At 62.5% G+C, this 18,958-nt stretch carries 30 protein-coding genes; all 30 read right to left on the bottom strand.

The features are described from left to right. Positions 1-182: 182 nt before the first annotated feature. The 30 genes from greA to fusA all read right to left on the bottom strand — a co-directional run bounded on the left by greA (position 183) and on the right by fusA (position 18,950). A complete protein-coding gene (gene greA, locus ACVWVY_RS23655) occupies positions 183-641 on the bottom strand; it encodes a transcription elongation factor GreA (protein ID WP_456628630.1) in 459 nt (152 codons plus the stop codon). 135 nt (positions 642-776) lie between these two features. Further along, positions 777-1,193 carry a 50S ribosomal protein L17 gene (gene rplQ, locus ACVWVY_RS23650; RefSeq protein WP_456628629.1) on the bottom strand — a complete coding sequence of 139 codons (417 nt, stop codon included), beginning with the start codon at positions 1,191-1,193 and terminating at the stop codon, positions 777-779. 123 nt (positions 1,194-1,316) lie between these two features. Continuing rightward, complete coding sequence (locus ACVWVY_RS23645; protein WP_456628628.1) at positions 1,317-2,357, bottom strand: DNA-directed RNA polymerase subunit alpha; 1,041 nt, start codon at positions 2,355-2,357, stop codon at positions 1,317-1,319. 119 nt (positions 2,358-2,476) lie between these two features. Beyond that, complete coding sequence (rpsK, locus tag ACVWVY_RS23640; protein WP_006021048.1) at positions 2,477-2,866, bottom strand: 30S ribosomal protein S11; 390 nt, start codon at positions 2,864-2,866, stop codon at positions 2,477-2,479. 105 nt (positions 2,867-2,971) lie between these two features. After that, on the bottom strand, positions 2,972-3,340 hold the full coding sequence (rpsM, locus tag ACVWVY_RS23635; protein ID WP_161855307.1) for a 30S ribosomal protein S13: 369 nt from the start codon (positions 3,338-3,340) through the stop codon (positions 2,972-2,974). A 186-nt stretch (positions 3,341-3,526) separates the two neighbouring features. Beyond that, the gene (locus ACVWVY_RS23630; protein ID WP_456628627.1) at positions 3,527-4,399 is read right to left on the bottom strand and encodes an adenylate kinase; all 873 of its coding nucleotides are present in this window, start codon (positions 4,397-4,399) and stop codon (positions 3,527-3,529) included. 78 nt (positions 4,400-4,477) lie between these two features. Then, on the bottom strand, positions 4,478-5,809 hold the full coding sequence (gene secY / locus ACVWVY_RS23625; protein WP_456628626.1) for a preprotein translocase subunit SecY: 1,332 nt from the start codon (positions 5,807-5,809) through the stop codon (positions 4,478-4,480). Positions 5,810-5,955: 146 nt separating this feature from the next. Beyond that, positions 5,956-6,444, bottom strand: coding sequence for a 50S ribosomal protein L15 (gene rplO / locus ACVWVY_RS23620; protein ID WP_456628625.1), 489 nt, complete (start codon positions 6,442-6,444; stop codon positions 5,956-5,958). Positions 6,445-6,524: 80 nt separating this feature from the next. Continuing rightward, on the bottom strand, positions 6,525-6,719 hold the full coding sequence (gene rpmD, locus ACVWVY_RS23615; RefSeq protein WP_456628624.1) for a 50S ribosomal protein L30: 195 nt from the start codon (positions 6,717-6,719) through the stop codon (positions 6,525-6,527). Positions 6,720-6,755: 36 nt separating this feature from the next. Next, positions 6,756-7,331, bottom strand: a complete 576-nt coding sequence (gene rpsE, locus ACVWVY_RS23610) for a 30S ribosomal protein S5 (protein WP_028349043.1) — start codon at positions 7,329-7,331, stop codon at positions 6,756-6,758. A gap of 61 nt (positions 7,332-7,392) precedes the next feature. Next, positions 7,393-7,752 carry a 50S ribosomal protein L18 gene (gene rplR, locus ACVWVY_RS23605; RefSeq protein WP_456628623.1) on the bottom strand — a complete coding sequence of 120 codons (360 nt, stop codon included), beginning with the start codon at positions 7,750-7,752 and terminating at the stop codon, positions 7,393-7,395. A gap of 11 nt (positions 7,753-7,763) precedes the next feature. Continuing rightward, complete coding sequence (gene rplF / locus ACVWVY_RS23600; protein WP_456628622.1) at positions 7,764-8,297, bottom strand: 50S ribosomal protein L6; 534 nt, start codon at positions 8,295-8,297, stop codon at positions 7,764-7,766. A 15-nt stretch (positions 8,298-8,312) separates the two neighbouring features. After that, complete coding sequence (rpsH, locus tag ACVWVY_RS23595; protein ID WP_057834252.1) at positions 8,313-8,711, bottom strand: 30S ribosomal protein S8; 399 nt, start codon at positions 8,709-8,711, stop codon at positions 8,313-8,315. A 14-nt stretch (positions 8,712-8,725) separates the two neighbouring features. Continuing rightward, the gene (gene rpsN, locus ACVWVY_RS23590; protein ID WP_025588640.1) at positions 8,726-9,031 is read right to left on the bottom strand and encodes a 30S ribosomal protein S14; all 306 of its coding nucleotides are present in this window, start codon (positions 9,029-9,031) and stop codon (positions 8,726-8,728) included. 44 nt (positions 9,032-9,075) lie between these two features. After that, on the bottom strand, positions 9,076-9,633 hold the full coding sequence (rplE, locus tag ACVWVY_RS23585; protein ID WP_456628621.1) for a 50S ribosomal protein L5: 558 nt from the start codon (positions 9,631-9,633) through the stop codon (positions 9,076-9,078). Then, positions 9,626-9,940, bottom strand: a complete 315-nt coding sequence (rplX, locus tag ACVWVY_RS23580; protein WP_456628620.1) for a 50S ribosomal protein L24 — start codon at positions 9,938-9,940, stop codon at positions 9,626-9,628. Before rplX ends, rplE begins: the two co-directional genes overlap by 8 nt. Further along, on the bottom strand, positions 9,940-10,308 hold the full coding sequence (gene rplN / locus ACVWVY_RS23575) for a 50S ribosomal protein L14 (protein ID WP_011473865.1): 369 nt from the start codon (positions 10,306-10,308) through the stop codon (positions 9,940-9,942). The genes rplX and rplN overlap by 1 nt, the downstream gene beginning before the upstream one ends. Positions 10,309-10,392: 84 nt before the next feature. Continuing rightward, the gene (gene rpsQ, locus ACVWVY_RS23570) at positions 10,393-10,641 is read right to left on the bottom strand and encodes a 30S ribosomal protein S17 (protein ID WP_057843583.1); all 249 of its coding nucleotides are present in this window, start codon (positions 10,639-10,641) and stop codon (positions 10,393-10,395) included. Between the two features lie 11 nt (positions 10,642-10,652). Continuing rightward, positions 10,653-10,859, bottom strand: coding sequence for a 50S ribosomal protein L29 (rpmC, locus tag ACVWVY_RS23565; protein ID WP_025588647.1), 207 nt, complete (start codon positions 10,857-10,859; stop codon positions 10,653-10,655). Positions 10,860-10,863: 4 nt separating this feature from the next. Further along, positions 10,864-11,277: a 50S ribosomal protein L16 gene (gene rplP, locus ACVWVY_RS23560; RefSeq protein ID WP_025588649.1), complete on the bottom strand. Its 414-nt coding sequence runs from the start codon at positions 11,275-11,277 to the stop codon at positions 10,864-10,866. Between the two features lie 31 nt (positions 11,278-11,308). After that, positions 11,309-12,007 carry a 30S ribosomal protein S3 gene (gene rpsC / locus ACVWVY_RS23555; protein WP_074828492.1) on the bottom strand — a complete coding sequence of 233 codons (699 nt, stop codon included), beginning with the start codon at positions 12,005-12,007 and terminating at the stop codon, positions 11,309-11,311. A gap of 17 nt (positions 12,008-12,024) precedes the next feature. Further along, complete coding sequence (gene rplV, locus ACVWVY_RS23550) at positions 12,025-12,411, bottom strand: 50S ribosomal protein L22 (protein WP_456628619.1); 387 nt, start codon at positions 12,409-12,411, stop codon at positions 12,025-12,027. A gap of 10 nt (positions 12,412-12,421) precedes the next feature. Continuing rightward, positions 12,422-12,700 (bottom strand): 30S ribosomal protein S19, encoded by a 279-nt coding sequence (rpsS, locus tag ACVWVY_RS23545; RefSeq protein WP_214491133.1) that lies wholly within the window; start codon positions 12,698-12,700, stop codon positions 12,422-12,424. Between the two features lie 12 nt (positions 12,701-12,712). After that, positions 12,713-13,546 carry a 50S ribosomal protein L2 gene (gene rplB / locus ACVWVY_RS23540; RefSeq protein WP_212420848.1) on the bottom strand — a complete coding sequence of 278 codons (834 nt, stop codon included), beginning with the start codon at positions 13,544-13,546 and terminating at the stop codon, positions 12,713-12,715. A gap of 12 nt (positions 13,547-13,558) precedes the next feature. Beyond that, positions 13,559-13,858, bottom strand: coding sequence for a 50S ribosomal protein L23 (locus tag ACVWVY_RS23535; protein WP_456628618.1), 300 nt, complete (start codon positions 13,856-13,858; stop codon positions 13,559-13,561). Further along, a complete protein-coding gene (rplD, locus tag ACVWVY_RS23530) occupies positions 13,855-14,475 on the bottom strand; it encodes a 50S ribosomal protein L4 (protein WP_456628617.1) in 621 nt (206 codons plus the stop codon). Before rplD ends, ACVWVY_RS23535 begins: the two co-directional genes overlap by 4 nt. 1 nt (position 14,476) lies before the next feature. Then, a complete protein-coding gene (gene rplC, locus ACVWVY_RS23525; RefSeq protein WP_334385801.1) occupies positions 14,477-15,196 on the bottom strand; it encodes a 50S ribosomal protein L3 in 720 nt (239 codons plus the stop codon). A 52-nt stretch (positions 15,197-15,248) separates the two neighbouring features. Then, the gene (gene rpsJ, locus ACVWVY_RS23520; protein WP_002712302.1) at positions 15,249-15,557 is read right to left on the bottom strand and encodes a 30S ribosomal protein S10; all 309 of its coding nucleotides are present in this window, start codon (positions 15,555-15,557) and stop codon (positions 15,249-15,251) included. 89 nt (positions 15,558-15,646) lie between these two features. After that, positions 15,647-16,837, bottom strand: a complete 1,191-nt coding sequence (tuf, locus tag ACVWVY_RS23515; protein WP_456628616.1) for an elongation factor Tu — start codon at positions 16,835-16,837, stop codon at positions 15,647-15,649. A gap of 40 nt (positions 16,838-16,877) precedes the next feature. After that, positions 16,878-18,950: an elongation factor G gene (fusA, locus tag ACVWVY_RS23510; RefSeq protein ID WP_456628615.1), complete on the bottom strand. Its 2,073-nt coding sequence runs from the start codon at positions 18,948-18,950 to the stop codon at positions 16,878-16,880. Between the last annotated feature and the right edge of the window lie 8 nt (positions 18,951-18,958).

The raw sequence follows: 18,958 nt of genomic DNA, 5'->3' as shown, positions 1-18,958 counted from the left end.
GATGGTGGAGATATCGGGAGCGGCGCAGGCGACCGCAATTGCTGCCTGCGCAAGATCCTGCAAAATAGAAAAGCGGCGCTATCCGGCATCGCCTTTTCAATTCTGCTCCGGAGCGGACCAGGCAGCGGCCGCCCTCGGAAATAACATAGGCCGACATCGCGCACCCCCGGCGATGAAACTGCTCACCGGATCTCCACGATCTCCGCTTCGCCTCCGGCGACGACGATGGTATCGCCGACACTCTTGCCGAACAGCGCGCGCGCCAACGGCGATGCATGCGAGATCGTCCCTTGCGCGGGGTCGGCCTGATCTTCGCCGACGATGCGGAAGGTCTGCTGGCGGTCGTCCGCGCGCACGATGGTGACGGTGTGGCCGATGCGTACGGCCGAATTATCCGCAGGCTCCGGGATCACCGCCGCCGTAGCGCGGCGCGCGCTCCAGTAACGGAGGTCACGGCGGGCGCTGGCCTGGGCCGCCCGATCCCCGGCAGATTGCGCCGCAGCGTGGGCCGCCTCGGCCGCGGCCAGTGCTTCCTCGATCTGGCGGAGACCCTCAGCGGTCACGTCATTCGGAAGATCGGAGATCGGCCGGTCAGGCAGATCCTCGACGTCCTCGGCTTCCTTGACGAATGCACGGCTCATGCCTTGTCAAACGTCTGCAGTCCCCGAGGGTTCCTACGACCCACGCCCCCACATGGTCACGAGATGGCGGGCGCGCCGGCCAACAAAAAAGCGGCGCCGGAAGCGCCGCTTTTGAAACTTGCGATTTTGGAAGACTTACGCGGCTTCGGCGGACTTTTCCTGCACCGGGCCGGAATCCAGGCCCTTGGCATCGACGTCGCGGTCGACGAACTCGATCACGGCCATCGGCGCGTTGTCGCCGTAGCGGAAGCCGGCCTTGATGATGCGGGTGTAGCCGCCCTGGCGGTCCTTGTAGCGGGTCGCCAGTACGTCAAACAGTTTGCGGACCTGATCCTTGTCGCGCATCTCGGAGATCGCCTGGCGGCGCATGGCCAGCCCACCCTTCTTGCCGAGGGTGACCAGCTTCTCGACGATCGGGCGCAATTCCTTTGCCTTCGGGAGCGTGGTGACGATCTGCTCGTGCTTGATCAGCGCCGCGCACATGTTGGCGAACATCGCTTTGCGATGCTCGGCGGTGCGGTTGAGCTTACGATGAACCTTGCCGTGACGCATTGATCTATTCCTTGATTTGTCTTCGTCGCGACGGTTCGTCGGACATGTTGCTCAGGTGGGCTTCCTGCGTTCGCCCGGTAAACTGATGGCCGGAAGTCCCCGGCCATCATGATAATGGTTAGATCAGTAGTGATCCTCGAAGCGCTTGGCGAGCTCGTCGATGTTCTCCGGCGGCCAGCCCGGCACTTCCATGCCGAGATGCAGACCCATCTGGGCCAGCACTTCCTTGATCTCGTTCAGCGACTTGCGGCCGAAGTTCGGGGTGCGGAGCATTTCCGCTTCCGACTTCTGCACGAGGTCGCCGATGTAGACGATGTTGTCGTTCTTCAGGCAGTTTGCCGAACGCACCGACAGTTCGAGCTCGTCGACCTTCTTGAGGAACGCCGGGTTGAACGCGAGATCGGGGATGATCTCCTGCGCCACTTCCTTGCGCGGCTCTTCGAAGTTCACGAACACGTTGAGCTGATCCTGCAGGATGCGGGCGGCATAGGCCACCGCGTCTTCCGGCGTGATCGCGCCGTTGGTCTCGATCGTCATGGTCAGCTTGTCGTAGTCGAGGATCTGGCCCTCGCGCGTGTTCTCGACCTTGTAGGAGACCTTGCGCACGGGCGAGAACAGGCTGTCCACCGGGATCAGGCCGATCGGCGCGTCCTCGGGACGGTTGCGCTCGGCGGCGACGTAGCCCTTGCCGGAAGCGACCGTGAACTCCATGCGGATTTCCGCGCCCTCGTCCAGCGTGCAGATCTGCAGCTCCGGATTGAGCACCACGACGTCGCCGACGGTCTGGATGTCGCCGGCGGTGACGGCGCCCGGGCCCGACTTCTTCACGACCATGCGCTTGGGGCCTTCGCCCTGCATCTTGATCGCGATGTCCTTGATGTTGAGCACGATGTCGGTGACGTCCTCGCGAACGCCCGCGATCGAGGAGAACTCGTGCAGCACGCCGTCGATATGCACCGACTGCACGGCGGCGCCCTGCAGCGACGACAGCAGGATGCGGCGCAGCGCGTTACCGAGCGTCTGGCCGAAACCGCGCTCGAGCGGTTCGGCGACGACGGTGGCAAACCGGGTCGCATCGGTGCCCGGCGTTACCTGCAGCTTGTTGGGTCGAATGAGTTCTTGCCAATTTTTCTGGATCGTCACTTTGTCACCCCTTCGGGTCAATAGACCGGCCAGTCGATCTGTGTTCAAATCACTGGCGTTGGAGATCCGCGGATCAGTCCGCGGCAGTCAAATTCCAAAACAATCGCGAGGCGCGCGAATCGAGCGCCCGCGACCAGACATCAGACGCGCCGGCGCTTGCGCGGACGGCAACCATTGTGCGGGATCGTCGTCACGTCGCGGATCGACGTCACGGTGAAGCCCGCCGCCTGCAGCGCACGAAGCGCCGATTCACGGCCCGAACCGGGGCCTGCAACTTCCACTTCCAGCGTGCGCATGCCGTGTTCCTGCGCCTTCTTGGAAACGTCTTCGGCCGCGACCTGCGCGGCATAAGGGGTCGACTTGCGCGAACCCTTGAAGCCCATCGTGCCGGCCGAGGACCAGGCAATGGTGTTGCCCTGCGCATCGGTGATGGTGATGGTCGTGTTGTTGAACGACGAATTGACGTGCGCGATGCCCGAGGCGATGTTCTTGCGTTCGCGACGGCGTACGCGGGTGGCTTCCTTGCCCATTACCTAAAACCTTCCTGTGATCTCAAACGCCGCCGTACTGCCAGCGGCTACACCTGAGCGACGAGCGGCGTACATCGACGCCGCCCCCTGCTCTCGATTCGAAAATTACTTCTTCTTGCCGGCGATCGACTTGGCCGGGCCCTTGCGCGTGCGCGCATTGGTGTGGGTGCGCTGGCCGCGCACCGGCAGGCCGCGACGATGACGCAGGCCGCGATAGCAGCCGAGGTCCATCAGACGCTTGATGTTGATACCGGTCTCACGGCGAAGATCGCCTTCGACCAGATAGTCGCGGTCGATCACTTCGCGGATCTGCAGGACTTCCTGGTCGCTCAGCTGGCTGACGCGACGATCCTCGGGGATCTTGACCTTCTCGATGATCTCGGCCGCGTTCTTCTGGCCGATGCCATGAATGTACTGGAGCGCGATCAGCACGCGCTTGTTGGTCGGGATATTCACGCCGGCAATACGGGCCACGGACTTCTCTCCTGTCGCCGATCCCTCATGGGCCGGCCTTAAAGTTCTTGCTATCTCGGGCAGGTGTCCGCAAACGCGAACACGACGCCCTTCCCCTCATCTGCTTCGGGGCCCGGCATCGTCAAAAACTATCCGACTTGGATGCGGGGCTTATTAAAGGATTCAACTCGGTTTCGTCAACCGCCTCTATCGCTTAGCTCGCTTTTTCGTGACCTTTTTCGAGGCCTTGGCGGAGGTCTTCCTTGCGGTCTTTTTTGCCGCCTTTTTGGCCCTGCCGACAGCCCTGCCCCTGGCCGCCGGGGCGGCCTTCCGCCCGGCCTTGCTGGAAGCCGCTTTCTTGCCCTTTGGGGCCGCTTTGGCGGCCTTCTTGGCGGTTTTGGCAGCCTTTTTGCCCGCCGGCTTCGCGGTCTTCCTGGCGGCTCCCCGGGCCTTTTTGGCCGAGACCACCGGCCTGGCCGCCCTGGGTTCCACCGCCCCGATCGCCGACAGGATCCGGTTAATCTCCCGGGTGACGTGCTCGATGGTCATCATTCCGTCGACCGTCAGAAGCTTCCGCCGCTCCGAATAATAGTGAATCAGCGGCTCGGTCAGCGTGCGGTAGTTCGCCAGCCGCTTCGACAGCACTTCCGGGGTATCGTCGATTCGCACGTCCTCGCCGCGGGCCCGCATCTCGGCGACGCGCGTCTCGACGCGGTCCAGCAACGCACTCTCGTTGACGCGCAGTTCGACCACGGCGTCGAGCTTGATGTGCTTCCTCTTCAGCAGTTCGTCGAGGGCCGCCGCCTGCGGCACCGTGCGCGGAAAGCCGTCGAGGATGAAACCGTTCTTCATGTCGGGCTGGTCGAGACGGTCGGAGATGATCCCGATCACGATCTCATCCGGCACCAGCGAGCCGCTTGCCATGACGTCCTTGGCTTGCAGGCCGACCGGCGTTTCGGCTGCAACCGCCGCGCGCAGCATCTCGCCGGTCGAGAGCTGGATGATGCCATGCTTCTGAACCAGCCGCTGCGCCTGGGTCCCCTTGCCTGCGCCCGGCGGACCCAAAAGGATCAATCTCATGACTATTCGCCCCCCGGCTTGGTGAGCGAAACGCCGCGCACCCTCTTATTGAAATTCAGACCGCAGCGTTCCGCGAGATCAGCGGCGGCGGCCCCTCAGTTTGGATTTCCTGATCAGCCCCTCATACTGATGGGCCAGCAAATAGCCCTGCACCTGTGCCACCGTATCCATGGTCACGCTGACGACGATCAGAAGCGAGGTTCCACCGAAGTAGAACGGCACCGAAGCGTAGGAAATCAGGATTTCGGGAATCAGACAGACGATCGCCAGATAGATCGCGCCGAGCACGGTGATACGCGACAGCACGTAGTCGATATATTCGGCGGTGCGCTCGCCCGGGCGGATGCCGGGGATGAAGCCGCCATGCTTCTTCAGATTGTCGGCGGTCTCGGTCGGGTTGAACACGATCGCGGTGTAGAAGAAGGCGAAGAACACGATCAGCGCCAGATAGAGGAACAGGAACAGCGGACGGCCGTGGCTGAGCTGGGTGTTGAGCCACTGGAACCATTCCGGGCCCTTGCCGGCGTTGAAGTTGGCAACGGTGGCCGGCAGCAGCAGCAGCGACGAGGCGAAGATCGGCGGGATCACGCCCGAGGTGTTGAGCTTGAGCGGCAGATGCGAGGACTGGCCCTCGAACATCTTGTTGCCGACCTGGCGCTTCGGATACTGGATCAGGAGCCTGCGCTGCGCGCGTTCCATGAACACGATGAAGGCGATCACGGCGACCGCCATCACGATCACGATCAGGATCAGGCCGGTCGACAGCGCACCCTGGCGTCCCAGTTCCAGCATGTTGGCGAGCGCCGAAGGCAATTCGGCGACGATGCCGGCCAGAATGATCAGCGAAATGCCGTTGCCGATGCCGCGCGAGGTAATCTGCTCGCCGAGCCACATCAGGAACATGGTGCCGCCGGTTAGCGTGATCGTCGTGGAGATAAGGAAGAACGGGCCGGGGTCGCTGACGACGTTGCCGGCGCCCTGAAGGCCGACGGCGATGCCGTATGACTGGAACGAGGCCAGGATCACCGTCAGATAGCGGGTGTACTGGTTCAGCGTCTTGCGGCCGGCCTCGCCTTCCTTTTTCAGCGCCTCGAGTTGCGGAGAAACCGTGGTCAGGAGCTGGATGATGATCGATGCCGAGATGTACGGCATGATGTTCAGCGCGAAGATCGCCATGCGGTGGATGCCGCCGCCGGCGAACATGTTGAACATGCCGAGAATGCCGCCGGCCTGCGACTTGAACACCTGCTCCCAGATCGCGGGGTCGATGCCGGGCAGCGGGATATAGGTGCCGAGCCGATAAACAAGCAGCGCACCCAGTGTGAACCAGATGCGCTTCTTCAGTTCGTCGGCTTTCGCCAAGGCGCCGAAATTGAGGTTTGCCGCGAGTTGTTCTGCTGCTGAGACCATGATCAGGCTTTCTCCCGCCGCCCCCCAAGCCGATCCCCGGTCGGGGCCTATCGGCAGACGCCGGACATTATTTGGTGCTCGGCTTCGATAAGTCCATTGGTCGATCGTGCGGATCGCCCGGCATTCAGCGGGCGATGACGCAGAAGTTACGCCGCCTCGCCGTCTTCCTTCTTGGCCGGGGCCAGGATCTTCACCGTGCCGCCGGCCTTCTCGACCGCAGCAATCGCGGGTTTGGAGGCGCCGTGCACCTCGATCGCGAGCTTGGCCTTGAGTTCGCCGCGGCCGAGCAGCCGCAGGCCGTCCTTGGCGCGACGGATCACGCCCGCCTTCACCAGCGATTCGACGGTGACGGTTTCCTTGGCGTCGACCAGCTTGGCGTCGATCGCCTCCTGCAGCCGGTCGAGATTGATCTCGGCGAAGTCGAGCCGGAAGATGTTGTTGAAGCCGCGCTTCGGCAGGCGCCGATGCAACGGCATCTGGCCGCCCTCGAAGCCCTTGATGCGCACGCCCGAACGCGCGGTTTGGCCCTTGCCGCCGCGGCCCGAAGTCTTGCCCTTGCCTGAACCGATGCCTCGGCCGACACGCATCCGCTTCTTGCGCGAGCCGGCGTTGTCGGCGATATCGCTGAGCTTCATCGCGAAATTCCTTTTTCTCTCGAGAGCATGATCTTAACCGAAAACCGGTCCCCACTTTCCGGGATCATGCTGCTCCTTACTTACTTCTCGCCGACGATGCGGACGAGATGTTGAACCTTGGCGATCATGCCGCGAACTGCAGGCGTGTCCTGCAGCTCGGTGACACGACCGATCTTGTTGAGCTTGAGGCCGATCAGCGTCGAACGCTGCGAGTGGTGGCGGCGGATCGCGCTGCCGGTCTGCTCGACCTTGATCGTCTTTGCGGCCTTGGCCATCGTCTTAACTCCAAAAAGCGCTGAAAATCGCGCCAGTTATTCAGCCACCACTTCGGCGTCGCCACCGACGCGGCGCGACTGCAGCGTGGATACCTTGATGTTGCGGCGTGCCGCCACCGAACGCGGTGAATCCTGATGCTTCAGCGCGTCGAAGGTGGCGCGAACCATGTTGTAGGGATTCGACGAGCCGATCGACTTCGCCACCACGTCCTGGATGCCGAGCGTTTCGAACACCGCGCGCATCGGGCCGCCGGCGATGATGCCGGTACCGGCCGGAGCGGCGCGCAGGTAGACGCGGCCGGCGCCGTGGCGGCCGGCGATGTCGTGATGCAGCGTGCGGCCTTCGCGCAGGGCAACGCGCGTCAAATTGCGCTTCGCCGACTCGGTCGCCTTGCGGATCGCCTCGGGAACTTCGCGCGCCTTGCCGTGGCCGAAACCGACCCGGCCCTTCTGGTCGCCGATCACGACCAGCGCCGCAAAGCCGAAGCGCTTGCCGCCCTTGACGACCTTCGCCACGCGATTGATGTGGACGAGCTTGTCGACGAACTCGCTGTCGCGCTCTTCGCGATCCCTGCTCCGTTCGCGTCCGCCGCGTTCGCGTTCACCTGCCATGGTGTTTTCCAATCTTTAGGGGAGTAAAGCCCCTGTCCTCGTAATTATCCAAAACAGTTCGTTAGAAGCTCAGTCCGCTCTCGCGGGCCGCATCCGCGAGCGCCTTGACGCGCCCGTGATAGAGATACTGACCGCGGTCGAACACCACTTCCTTGACGCCGTTCTTCACGGCGCGTTCCGCCAGCAGCTTGCCGACGGCCTTGGCCGCATCGATGTCGGCGCCGGTATTGCCGCTCTCGCGCATGGTCTTTTCCAGCGACGAGGCGGAAGCCAGCGTTTCGCCCTTCAGGTCGTCGATGACCTGGGCATAGATGTGCTTTGACGAACGGAATACCGACAGACGCGGACGTCCATTGGCGGACCGGCGCAGCGAGTTGCGCACGCGCTGCTTGCGCCGGGCATTCGTGACCTTGAGTGACATGACCGGCTCCGTTACTTCTTCTTGCCTTCCTTGCGGAAGATGAATTCGTTGGCGTACTTCACGCCCTTGCCCTTGTAGGGCTCCGGCGGACGGTAGGCGCGGATTTCCGCGGCGACCTGGCCGACCCGCTGGGAATCGGTGCCCGTGATCGTGATCTCGGTCGGCTTCGGCACCACGATGGTGATGCCTTCCGGGATCGCGTAGACGACGTCGTGGCTGTAGCCGAGCGCGAGCTGCAGGTTCTTGCCCTGCAGCGCAGCACGGTAACCGACGCCGGTGATCTCGAGCTTCTTCTCGAAACCCTTGGTGACGCCCTCGACCAGATTGGCGACCTGCGCGCGCGCGGTGCCATACATGGCCTGCGCCCGGTTGGTTTCGATCCGGGGCGCGACCTTGACCGCGCCGTCCTCGAACTTCACTTCAACGTCGTCATGCACGACGAACTGAAGCTGGCCCTTCGGCCCCTTCATCTTGACGGTCTGCCCTTCGACGCTCGCCGTCACACCGGACGGGATCGGAACGGGCCGTTTGCCAACACGTGACATGGCTTCAATCCTTCCTCAGAACACCGTGAAGAGAATTTCGCCGCCCACATTCGCGTCACGCGCGGCGTGGTCAGCCATGATTCCCTTCGGCGTCGACAAAACCGAAATACCGAGACCGTTGTTCACGCGCGGCAGGTTCTTCACCGAGGCGTAAACGCGGCGGCCCGGCTTGGAGACCCGCTCGATCTCGCGAATGACGGGCTCGCCGTCGAAATATTTCAACTCGATCTCGAGCTCGCTGCGGCCCGAAGCATGTTCGACGCTGGCGTAGCCGCGGATGTAACCCTCGGACTTCAGCACTTCGAGCACGCTGGCGCGCATCTTCGAGCCCGGGGTCGAGACCTTGGACTTCGAACGCATCTGCGCGTTGCGAATGCGGGTGATGAGATCGGAAATCGGATCGTGCGTTGACATCTTGACGACCCTCCTTACCAGCTCGACTTCACGAGCCCGGGAACCAGGCCCTTGGAGCCGAGTTCACGCAGCGCGATGCGGGAAAGCTTGTTCTTGCGGTAGTTCGAGCGCGGACGACCGGTCAGCTCGCAGCGGTTGCGGATGCGCGTCGCCGACGAATTGCGCGGCATCTGGGCCAGCTTCAGCGTCGCCGCGAACCGCTCTTCCATCGGCCGGGTCTTGTCGGCGATGATCGCCTTCAACTTCGCACGCTGCGGGGCGGCGTTCTTCGTCATCCGCTTGCGCCGGTTGTTCTTCTCGATCGAACTCTTCTTTGCCATGCTTGGCTCCTGGGTTTCCGCGTTTGAGAGGCTTTAACTGCGTCTCACTGCCGGAACGGGAAATTGAATGCGGTCAACAAGGCACGCGCCTCGTCGTCGGTCTTCGCCGTGGTGCAGACCGTGATGTCCATACCGCGAGCTTCCGAAACCTTGTCGAAATCGATTTCGGGGAAAATGATGTGCTCCTTGATGCCGAGCGAGTAGTTGCCGCGGCCGTCGAAGCTCTTCGGATTGAGGCCACGGAAGTCACGCACGCGCGGCAGCGCCACGTTCACCAGGCGATCGATGAACTCGTACATCCTGGCCTTGCGCAGCGTGACCTTGCAGCCGATCGGCTGGTTCTCACGCAGCTTGAAGGTCGCGATCGCGACGCGCGAATAGGTCACGATCGCCTTCTGGCCGGCGATCTGCGTCAGTTCGGCAGCCGCGGTCTCGGCCTTCTTGCGGTCGTTGACGGAATCGCCGACGCCCATGTTGAGCACGACCTTGTCCAGCCGCGGCACCTGCATGACGTTGGCATAGCCGAACTGCTCGGTCAGCTTGCCGCGGATTTCCTTGTCGAACTGCGCGCGCAGGCGCGGCGTGTAAGCGGTATCAGCCATCGATCTCTGCTCCCGAGCTCTTGGCAATGCGTACCTTCTTGCCATCAGCCTGAATCCTGAAGCCCACGCGGGTCGGCTTGCCGTCCTTGCCGACATAGGCGACGTTGGACAGGTGGATCGGCGACTCCTTGGAGATGATGCCGCCTTCCTGGTTCTGGGTCTGCTTCTGGTGACGCTTCACCATGTTGATGCCACGCACCAGCGCCTTGTTCTCGGCGGGGCGGACCTCGAATACTTCGCCGGTACGGCCCTTGTCGCGGCCGTTCAACACGATGACCTTGTCACCTTTCCGGATCTTGGCAGCCATCACAGCACCTCCGGCGCAAGCGAGATGATCTTCATGTGGTTCTTGGCGCGCAGCTCGCGCGGCACGGGCCCGAAGATACGGGTGCCGACCGGCTCCGACTGGTTGTTGATCAACACGGCGGCGTTGCGGTCGAAGCGGATGACCGAGCCGTCGGCGCGGCGGATGTCCTTGCGGACCCGCACCACGACGGCCTTCATCACATCGCCCTTCTTCACCTTGCCGCGCGGAATCGCTTCCTTGATCGACACGACGATAACGTCGCCCACGGTTGCATAGCGGCGCTTGGAGCCCCCCAGCACCTTGATGCACATGACACGGCGTGCGCCTGAATTATCGGCCACGTCGAGGTTGGTCTGCATCTGAATCATTGATGCACCTCGTCCTCTTTCTGATGCGCTCGAATTAGCGCCTAAAATTTTTCCTGATTACCCGTCCGGCCAGGCCGAACGAACTCAGGCGGTTTTCTTCTGTTCGCCCCGGACCACGGTCCAGCGCTTCAACTTGGAGATCGGCTTGCTCTCCTCGATCCACACCATGTCGCCCGGCTTGAACTCGCTGTTCTCGTCGTGTGCGTGGTAGTTCTTGGAGCGGCGGATCGTCTTCTTGTAGATCGGATGGGTGAAGCGGCGATCGACGCGCACCACCACCGTCTTGGCTTGCTTGTCGCTCACGACCACGCCCTGAAGGGTACGTTTCGGCATGATAAGGCCTCTTACTTCTTCTTCGCGCGCGTTTGCGCGGCGATGGTCTTGATGCGGGCGATATCGCGGCGGGCTTCGCGCAGCCGCGAGGTGTTCTCCAGCTGCCCGGTGGCGCGCTGGAAACGCAGGTTGAAACGTTCCTTCTTCAGATTGAGGACGGCGTCGTCCCTCTGGTCGTCGCTCATCGCGCGGATGTCTTCAACTTTCATCGGGGCCATGACGTTACTCCGCAATGCGCGCGACGAAGCGCGTCTTGATCGGCAGCTTGGCGGCAGCGAGCGAGAGCGCTTCCTTGGCGGTCTGCACCGTGACGCCGTCGATCTCGAAAATCACGCGGCCGGGCTTGACCCGCGCCACCCACAATTCCGGCGTACCCTTGCCGGAACCCATGCGGACTTCGGCGGGCTTCTTCGACACCGGCAAGTCCGGAAACACGCGGATCCAGACGCGGCCGGCGCGCTTCATGTGACGGGTCAGCGCGCGGCGCGCGGCTTCGATCTGGCGGGCGGTGATGCGCTCGGGCGCCATCGCCTTCAGGCCGAATTGACCGAACGACAACGTCGCACCCGAAGTCGCAACGCCGTGGATACGGCCCTTATGCGCCTTCCGGAACTTCGTTTTCTTTGGTTGCATCATGGCTTTAAGCCCTCAAACCTTCTCTAATGTCTCACGCAGCGTCGCGGCGCGGCCGGGTGTTGTCGCCTTCGGCCATCTTCTTGTCCTGGGCCATCGGGTCGTGCTCGAGGATCTCACCCTTGAAGATCCAGACCTTGACGCCGCAGGTGCCGAACGTGGTGAACGCGGTCGCCACGCCGTAATCGATGTCGGCGCGCAGCGTGTGCAACGGCACGCGGCCTTCGCGATACCATTCCATGCGCGCGATTTCGGCGCCGCCGAGCCGGCCCGAGCAGTTGATACGAATGCCTTCGGCGCCGAGACGCATCGCCGACTGCACCGCCCGCTTCATGGCGCGGCGGAACGCGACGCGGCGCTCGAGCTGCTGGGCGATCGATTCGGCGACCAGGGTAGCGTCGAGTTCGGGCTTGCGGATTTCGACGATGTTGATGACGACGTCGGAAGCCGTGATGTCGGCAACCCGCTTGCGCAGCTTGTCGATGTCGGCGCCCTTCTTGCCGATCACCACACCCGGACGCGCCGAGTGGATCGTCACGCGGCACTTCTTGTGCGGACGCTCGATCACGATGCGGGCGACGGCCGCCTGCTTGAGCTCCTTGTGCAGGATCTCGCGGATCTTGACGTCTTCATGCAACAGCTTGCCGTACTCGTTCTTGCCGGCGAACCAACGGGAATCCCAGGTCCGGTTGATGCCCAGACGCAGTCCGATTGGATTGATCTTTTGACCCATCGTATTCTCCCGCGCCCTTAAGCGCCAGCCTCGGCCTCGACCTGACGAACCACGATGGTCAGGTGCGAGAACGGTTTATAGACACGCCCCGAACGGCCACGGCCGCGCGGTGAAAAACGCTTCATCACGATGCCGTTGCCAACATGCGCCTCGGCGACGACGAGATCGTCGACTTCGAGGTCGTGGTTGTTCTCGGCGTTCGCGATCGCCGATTCCAGGCACTTCTTGACGTCGACAGCGATCCGCTTGCGCGAGAACTGCAGGTCGGCGAGCGCAGCAGACGCTTTCCGGCCGCGGATCAGCTGCGCGACAAGATTGAGCTTCTGCGGGCTGACGCGCAGCATCCGGGCAATTGCCTTGGCCTCGTTGTCCGCAAGGACACGTTCGCGCTTTGGTTTGCTCATCGTCTATTCCTCAAGCCTTCTTGGCTTTCTTGTCGCCAGAATGGCCATGGAAGGTACGGGTCGGCGAGAACTCGCCGAACTTGTGACCCACCATTTCCTCGTTGATCGACACCGGCACATGCTTCTGTCCGTTGTAGACGCCGAACGTCAGGCCGACGAATTGCGGCAGGATGGTCGAGCGGCGGCTCCAGATCTTGATGACGTCGTGACGGCCGGACGCGCGCGCAGTATCTGCCTTCTTGAGCAGAGACGCTTCGACGAACGGGCCTTTCCAGACTGAACGTACCATGTCCGGCGTTCCTTACTTCTTCCGCTTGTGGCGGCTTAGGAGGATGAATCGATTGGTCGACTTGTTCGAACGGGTCTTCTTGCCCTTGGTCGGCTTGCCCCACGGTGTGACCGGGTGGCGGCCGCCCGAGGTGCGGCCTTCGCCGCCGCCGTGCGGATGGTCGATCGGGTTCATGACGACGCCGCGGTTATGCGGACGCCAGCCCAGCCAGCGGGTACGGCCGGCCTTGCCGATCGAGATGTTCATGTGATCGGGGTTCGACACCGCACCGATGGTGCCGCGGCAACGACCGTGCACCAGGCGCTGCTCGCCCGAGTTCAGGCGCAGAATGACGTAGTCCTGGTCGCGACCGACGATCTGGGCGTAGGTGCCGGCCGAACGCGCGATCTGGCCGCCCTTCCCGATCTTCATCTCGATATTATGGATGATGGTGCCGACCGGCATGTTGCCGAGCGGCATGACGTTGCCGGGCTTGACGTCGACATAGTTGCCGGCAACCACCGTGTCGCCCGCAGCCAGACGCTGCGGCGCCAGGATGTAGGCCTGCTCGCCGTCCTGATACTTGATCAGCGCGATGAACGCGGTGCGGTTCGGATCGTACTCCAGCCGCTCGACGACGGCGGGAACGTCGACCTTGTTCCGCTTGAAGTCCACTAGGCGGTAGGACTTCTTGTGGCCGCCGCCGCGGAAACGCACGGTGATGCGGCCGGTGTTGTTGCGGCCGCCATTGCCGAGCTTGCCCTCGGTCAGCGCCTTTACCGGCTTGCCCTTGTAGAGGGCCGAACGGTCCACCATCACCAGCTGGCGCTGGCCCGGCGTCGTCGGATTGTATGTTTTCAATGCCATCGCTGTATCGCCTTATAGTCCGGTAGTGACGTCGATGCGGTGGCCCTCTTCGAGGGTCACGACAGCCCGCTTCACGTCCGACTGCGAACCGAAATTGCCGCGGAACACCTTGGTCTTGCCCTTGCGGACCAGCGTGTTCACGCTCTTCACCTTGACGTCGAACAGCTTTTCGACGGCTTCCTTGATTTGCGGCTTGGTCGCCTTGGCGGCGACCCTGAACACGACCTTGTTGTGCTCGGACGCAACCGTCGCCTTTTCGGTGACGACGGGTGCTACGATCACGTCGTAATGGCGCGGATCGATATTCTTCATTTGAAGCGCGCCTCCAGCGCATCGACTGCCGCCTTCGTCAGCACGAGCTTCTGACGACGCAGAATGTCGTAGACGTTGATGCCCTGGATCGGCAGCACGTCGATATTCGGAATGTTGCGCGCAGCGGTCGCGAAACCGGCGTGCACCTCGACGCCGTCGATGATCAGCGCATTGGTCAGGCCCAACCCTGAGAAATGACCGACCAGCGCCTTGGTCTTGGCGTCCTTGATCTGCGCATTGTCGATCACGATCAGGCCGCCGTCCTTGGCCTTGGCCGACAAAGCATGCTTGAGCGCCAGCGCGCGCACCTTCTTCGGCAGGTCGGTCGCGTGCGAGCGAACCACCGGACCGAACGCACGGCCACCGCCGCGGAACTGCGGCACGCGGGCCGAGCCGTGACGGGCGCCGCCGGTGCCCTTCTGCTTGTACATCTTCTTGCCGGTGCGCCAGACGTCGGCGCGACCTTGCGTCTTGTGCGTTCCAGCCTGGCGCTTGTTGAGCTGCCATTGCACGCAACGCTGGATGATGTCGGCACGCGGCTCGAGACCGAAGATCGCGTCCGAGAGCTGGACCGAACCAGCTTCCTTGCCTTCAAGGGTCGTGACTTTCAGTTCCATCTCACGCGCCCTCCTGCTCGGCCGGAGCCTGAGCCTGCTCGCCGCCGGCGACCTTGAACTTGCCGGGCTTCGGAGCTTCCTTCGGCAGCGGCTTCTTGACGGCGTCGCGCACCGAGATCCAGCCGCCCTTGGAGCCGGGAACGGCGCCTTCGACGAGGATCAGGCCGCGCTCGACGTCGGTCTGCACCACACGCAGATTGAGCGTGGTGATGCGGTCGACACCCATGTGACCGGGCATCTTCTTGTTCTTGAAGGTCTTGCCGGGATCCTGGCGTCCGCCGGTCGAACCGATCGAACGATGCGAAACCGACACACCGTGGGTGGCGCGCAGACCGCCGAAATTCCAGCGCTTCATGCCGCCGGCAAAACCTTTACCGACCGAGGTACCGGTGACGTCGACGAACTGGCCGACCACGAAATGGTCCGCCTGAATTTCGGCGCCAACCGGGATCAGCGCGTCTTCCGACACGCGAAACTCGGTGACTTTCCGCTTGGGCTCGACCTTGGACACCGCAAACTGGCCGCGCTCTGCCTTCGGCAGATAGACGGTCTTGCGGGTACCCGAACCGAGCTGCAGCGCAACGTAACCGTTCTTCTCGGTCGTGCGGTGGCCCAGCACCTGGCAATTGCCCAGCTTCAGCACGGTCACAGGGATATGTTCACCGGTCTCCGTAAAGACCCGCGTCATCCCGACCTTTTGTGCGATCACTCCGGAGCGCATCGGCGTGCTTCCTGTTCTTTCTGTCCGCTAACTTCGGACGATCCTGAAAATCTTAGAGCTTGATCTCGACGTCGACACCGGCGGCCAGGTCGAGCTTCATCAAAGCATCGACGGTCTGCGGGGTCGGGTCGACGATGTCGAGAAGGCGCTTGTGGGTGCGCATCTCGAATTGCTCGCGGCTCTTCTTGTCGACGTGCGGCGAACGGTTGACGGTGAACTTCTCGATGCGGGTGGGCAGCGGGATAGGTCCGCGAACCTGGGCACCGGTACGTTTCGCCGTGTTCACGATCTCGCGGGTCGACGTATCGAGGATACGATGGTCGAACGCCTTGAGACGGATGCGAATATTTTGGCCGTTCATTGCCGTTGTCTCTTTCTTCGTCGCTTGATGCGAGTAGTGAGCGGCGGATAGCGAATGAAATCATTCGCTATCCGCTTTTCGTTTTCTCTTTACTCGATGATGCTTGCGACGACGCCGGCACCGACGGTGCGGCCGCCTTCACGGATCGCGAAGCGCAGCTTTTCTTCCATCGCGATCGGCACGATCAGGTGCACTTCCATCGCGATGTTGTCGCCCGGCATCACCATTTCGGTGCCTTCGGGCAGATGCACGACGCCGGTCACGTCGGTGGTGCGGAAGTAGAACTGGGGCCGATAGTTGGTGAAGAACGGGGTGTGACGACCGCCCTCTTCCTTGGTCAGGATGTAGGCCTCAGCCTTGAACTTGGTGTGCGGCTTGACCGAACCCGGCTTGCACAGCACCTGGCCACGCTCGACTTCCTCGCGCTTGGTACCGCGGAGCAGCGCACCGATGTTGTCGCCGGCCTGGCCCTGATCGAGCAGCTTGCGGAACATTTCGACGCCGGTGACGATGGTCTTCTGGGTTTCGCGCAGACCGACGATTTCGATTTCCTCGCCGACCTTGACGATGCCGCGCTCGACGCGACCGGTCACAACCGTACCGCGGCCCGAGATCGAGAACACGTCTTCGACCGGCATCAGGAACGGCTGGTCAACCGGACGCTCCGGCTGCGGAATGTAGGAATCGACGTTCTTCATCAGCTCGAGAATGGCGTCGTGACCGAGCGCCTTGTCCTTATCTTCGAGGGCGGCCAGCGCCGAACCCTTGATGATCGGGATAGTGTCGCCCGGGAATTCGTACTTCGAAAGCAGTTCGCGGACTTCGAGTTCGACGAGCTCGAGCAGCTCCGGATCGTCGACCATGTCGCACTTGTTCAGGAACACGACGAGCGCGGGAACGCCGACCTGACGGGCGAGCAGGATGTGCTCGCGGGTCTGCGGCATCGGGCCGTCGGCGGCCGACACGACCAGGATCGCGCCGTCCATCTGCGCTGCGCCGGTGATCATGTTCTTCACGTAGTCGGCGTGGCCCGGACAATCGACGTGGGCGTAGTGCCGGTTCTGGGTCTCGTATTCGACGTGGGCGGTCGAGATCGTGATGCCGCGCGCCTTCTCTTCCGGCGCCTTGTCGATCTGGTCGTACGCCGTGAACGTCGCACCGCCGGTTTCAGCCAGCACCTTGGTGATCGCTGCGGTCAGCGAGGTCTTGCCATGGTCGACGTGACCGATGGTTCCGATGTTGCAGTGCGGTTTATTACGTTCAAACTTTGCTTTGGCCATTTGACTCTCCGTTCAGTCGTTAGCTTTGAACCAACGACAATCAGGCAAACTTCTTCTGGACTTCTGCCGACACGTTCGCCGGCGCTTCAGCGTAGTGATCGAATTGCATCGTAAAGGTCGCGCGTCCCTGGCTCATCGAGCGAAGGTTATTCACGTACCCGAACATGTTCATGAGCGGCACCATCGCGTTGATGACGTTGGCATTGCCGCGCATGTCCTGGCCCTGGATCTGGCCGCGCCGCGAATTCAGGTCGCCGATGACGGAACCGGTATAGTCTTCCGGGGTCACCACCTCGACCTTCATGATCGGCTCGAGCAGAACGGACTTGCCCTTCTGCAGCGCTTCGCGGAATGCCGCGCGCGATGCGATTTCGAAGGCCAGCGCCGAGGAGTCGACGTCGTGATACTTGCCGTCGACCAGCTGGACCTTGACGTCCACCACCGGGAAGCCGGCGACCACGCCCGAACCCATCACACTGTTGAGGCCCTTTTCGACGCCGGGGATGTATTCCTTCGGCACCGCGCCGCCGACGATCTTCGACTCGAACTCGTAGCCCTTACCGGGCTCGTTCGGCTCGACGATGATCGACACTTCGGCGAACTGACCGGTACCGCCGGTCTGCTTCTTGTGCGTGTACTTGACTTCAGCGCGCTTGGTGACCCGCTCGCGGAACGCCACCTGCGGCGCGCCGATGTTGGCGTCGACCTTGTAGGTGCGGCGAAGGATGTCGACCTTGATGTCGAGGTGGAGTTCGCCCATGCCCTTGAGAATGGTCTGGCCGGACTCCTGGTCGGTCGACACGCGGAACGACGGATCTTCCGCAGCAAGCTTCGCCAGCGCCACGCCGAGCTTTTCCTGGTCGGCCTTCGACTTCGGCTCGATCGCGATCTCGATCACCGGCTCCGGGAATTCCATCTTTTCGAGGATCACCTGCTTGTCGGGATCGCACAGCGTGTCACCGGTGCGCGCTTCCTTCAGGCCGGCCAGCGCGACGATGTCGCCGGCATAGGCTTCCTTGATGTCTTCGCGGTTGTTCGCATGCATCAGCAGCATGCGGCCGATACGTTCTTTCTTCTCGCGGGTCGAATTGACCACGCCGGTGCCGCTGGCAAGAACGCCGGAGTAGATGCGGCAGAACGTGATGGTGCCGACGAACGGATCGTCCATGATCTTGAACGCGAGCAGAGCCAGCGGCTCCTTGTCGTCCGCCTTGCGCAGGACTTCGTTGCCGTCATCATCGATGCCCTTGATCGCGGGCACGTCGACCGGCGACGGCAGATAGTCGACCACGGCGTCGAGCAGCGGCTGCACGCCCTTGTTCTTGAAGGCCGAACCGCACAGCACGGGATAGAAGGCGCCAGTCAGCACGGCTTTACGGATCAGCCGCTTCAGCGTCGCCTCGTCGGGCTCCTTGCCATCGAGGTAGGCCGCAAGCGCGTCGTCATCGAGCTCGACGGCGGCTTCCAGCATCTTCTCGCGGTATTCCTTCGCCTTGTCGACGAGGTCAGCCGGAATGTCGATGTCCTTGAAGTTGGCGCCGAGCGCCTCGTCTTCCCAGACCACGCCCTTCATGCGGACGAGATCGACCAGACCCTTGAAGTTGTTCTCGGAGCCGATCGGAAGCTGGATCGCAATCGGCTTGGCACCGAGGCGGTCGACGATGTCGTCGAGACACTTATAGAAATCAGCGCCGGTCTTATCCATCTTGTTGGCGAAGACGATGCGCGGAACGCGGTACTTGTCGCCCTGGCGCCAGACGGTTTCGGTCTGCGGCTCAACGCCCTGGTTGGAATCGAGCACGCACACGGCGCCGTCGAGCACGCGCAGCGAACGCTCGACTTCGATGGTGAAGTCGACGTGGCCGGGGGTGTCGATGATGTTCAGGCGCTTGCCGTTCCAGAACGCGGTGGTCGCAGCCGAGGTGATCGTGATGCCACGCTCCTGCTCCTGCTCCATCCAGTCCATCGTCGCGGCACCTTCGTGCACTTCGCCGATCTTGTGGCTCTTGCCGGTGTAATAAAGGATGCGCTCGGTGGTCGTGGTCTTGCCGGCATCGATGTGCGCCATAATACCGAAGTTGCGGTAGTTCTCTATGGCATGAACGCGGGGCATGGGCTGTT

It is taken from the genome of Bradyrhizobium sp. URHC0002, assembly GCF_054059515.1.
The sequence above is the reverse complement of the archived record's forward strand: the minus strand, read 5'-3'. Positions and strand labels throughout refer to the sequence as shown.

Excerpts from the sequence above, each read along its gene's own strand:
- greA (WP_456628630.1), bottom strand. The coding sequence starts at position 641 with ATGAGCCGTGCATTCGTCAAGGAAGCCGAGGACGTCGAGGATCTGCCT.
- rplQ (WP_456628629.1), bottom strand. The coding sequence starts at position 1,193 with ATGCGTCACGGCAAGGTTCATCGTAAGCTCAACCGCACCGCCGAGCAT.
- rpsK (WP_006021048.1), bottom strand. The coding sequence starts at position 2,866 with ATGGGCAAGGAAGCCACCCGCGTACGCCGTCGCGAACGCAAGAACATC.
- ACVWVY_RS23630 (WP_456628627.1), bottom strand. The coding sequence starts at position 4,399 with ATGAGATTGATCCTTTTGGGTCCGCCGGGCGCAGGCAAGGGGACCCAG.
- secY (WP_456628626.1), bottom strand. The coding sequence starts at position 5,809 with ATGGTCTCAGCAGCAGAACAACTCGCGGCAAACCTCAATTTCGGCGCC.
- rplO (WP_456628625.1), bottom strand. The coding sequence starts at position 6,444 with ATGAAGCTCAGCGATATCGCCGACAACGCCGGCTCGCGCAAGAAGCGG.
- rpmD (WP_456628624.1), bottom strand. The coding sequence starts at position 6,719 with ATGGCCAAGGCCGCAAAGACGATCAAGGTCGAGCAGACCGGCAGCGCG.
- rpsE (WP_028349043.1), bottom strand. The coding sequence starts at position 7,331 with ATGGCAGGTGAACGCGAACGCGGCGGACGCGAACGGAGCAGGGATCGC.
- rplR (WP_456628623.1), bottom strand. The coding sequence starts at position 7,752 with ATGTCACTCAAGGTCACGAATGCCCGGCGCAAGCAGCGCGTGCGCAAC.
- rplF (WP_456628622.1), bottom strand. The coding sequence starts at position 8,297 with ATGTCACGTGTTGGCAAACGGCCCGTTCCGATCCCGTCCGGTGTGACG.
- rpsH (WP_057834252.1), bottom strand. The coding sequence starts at position 8,711 with ATGTCAACGCACGATCCGATTTCCGATCTCATCACCCGCATTCGCAAC.
- rpsN (WP_025588640.1), bottom strand. The coding sequence starts at position 9,031 with ATGGCAAAGAAGAGTTCGATCGAGAAGAACAACCGGCGCAAGCGGATG.
- rplE (WP_456628621.1), bottom strand. The coding sequence starts at position 9,633 with ATGGCTGATACCGCTTACACGCCGCGCCTGCGCGCGCAGTTCGACAAG.
- rplX (WP_456628620.1), bottom strand. The coding sequence starts at position 9,940 with ATGGCTGCCAAGATCCGGAAAGGTGACAAGGTCATCGTGTTGAACGGC.
- rplN (WP_011473865.1), bottom strand. The coding sequence starts at position 10,308 with ATGATTCAGATGCAGACCAACCTCGACGTGGCCGATAATTCAGGCGCA.
- rpsQ (WP_057843583.1), bottom strand. The coding sequence starts at position 10,641 with ATGCCGAAACGTACCCTTCAGGGCGTGGTCGTGAGCGACAAGCAAGCC.
- rpmC (WP_025588647.1), bottom strand. The coding sequence starts at position 10,859 with ATGGCCCCGATGAAAGTTGAAGACATCCGCGCGATGAGCGACGACCAG.
- rplP (WP_025588649.1), bottom strand. The coding sequence starts at position 11,277 with ATGATGCAACCAAAGAAAACGAAGTTCCGGAAGGCGCATAAGGGCCGT.
- rpsC (WP_074828492.1), bottom strand. The coding sequence starts at position 12,007 with ATGGGTCAAAAGATCAATCCAATCGGACTGCGTCTGGGCATCAACCGG.
- rplV (WP_456628619.1), bottom strand. The coding sequence starts at position 12,411 with ATGAGCAAACCAAAGCGCGAACGTGTCCTTGCGGACAACGAGGCCAAG.
- rpsS (WP_214491133.1), bottom strand. The coding sequence starts at position 12,700 with ATGGTACGTTCAGTCTGGAAAGGCCCGTTCGTCGAAGCGTCTCTGCTC.
- rplB (WP_212420848.1), bottom strand. The coding sequence starts at position 13,546 with ATGGCATTGAAAACATACAATCCGACGACGCCGGGCCAGCGCCAGCTG.
- ACVWVY_RS23535 (WP_456628618.1), bottom strand. The coding sequence starts at position 13,858 with ATGAAGAATATCGATCCGCGCCATTACGACGTGATCGTAGCACCCGTC.
- rplD (WP_456628617.1), bottom strand. The coding sequence starts at position 14,475 with ATGGAACTGAAAGTCACGACCCTTGAAGGCAAGGAAGCTGGTTCGGTC.
- rplC (WP_334385801.1), bottom strand. The coding sequence starts at position 15,196 with ATGCGCTCCGGAGTGATCGCACAAAAGGTCGGGATGACGCGGGTCTTT.
- rpsJ (WP_002712302.1), bottom strand. The coding sequence starts at position 15,557 with ATGAACGGCCAAAATATTCGCATCCGTCTCAAGGCGTTCGACCATCGT.
- tuf (WP_456628616.1), bottom strand. The coding sequence starts at position 16,837 with ATGGCCAAAGCAAAGTTTGAACGTAATAAACCGCACTGCAACATCGGA.
- fusA (WP_456628615.1), bottom strand. The coding sequence starts at position 18,950 with ATGCCCCGCGTTCATGCCATAGAGAACTACCGCAACTTCGGTATTATG.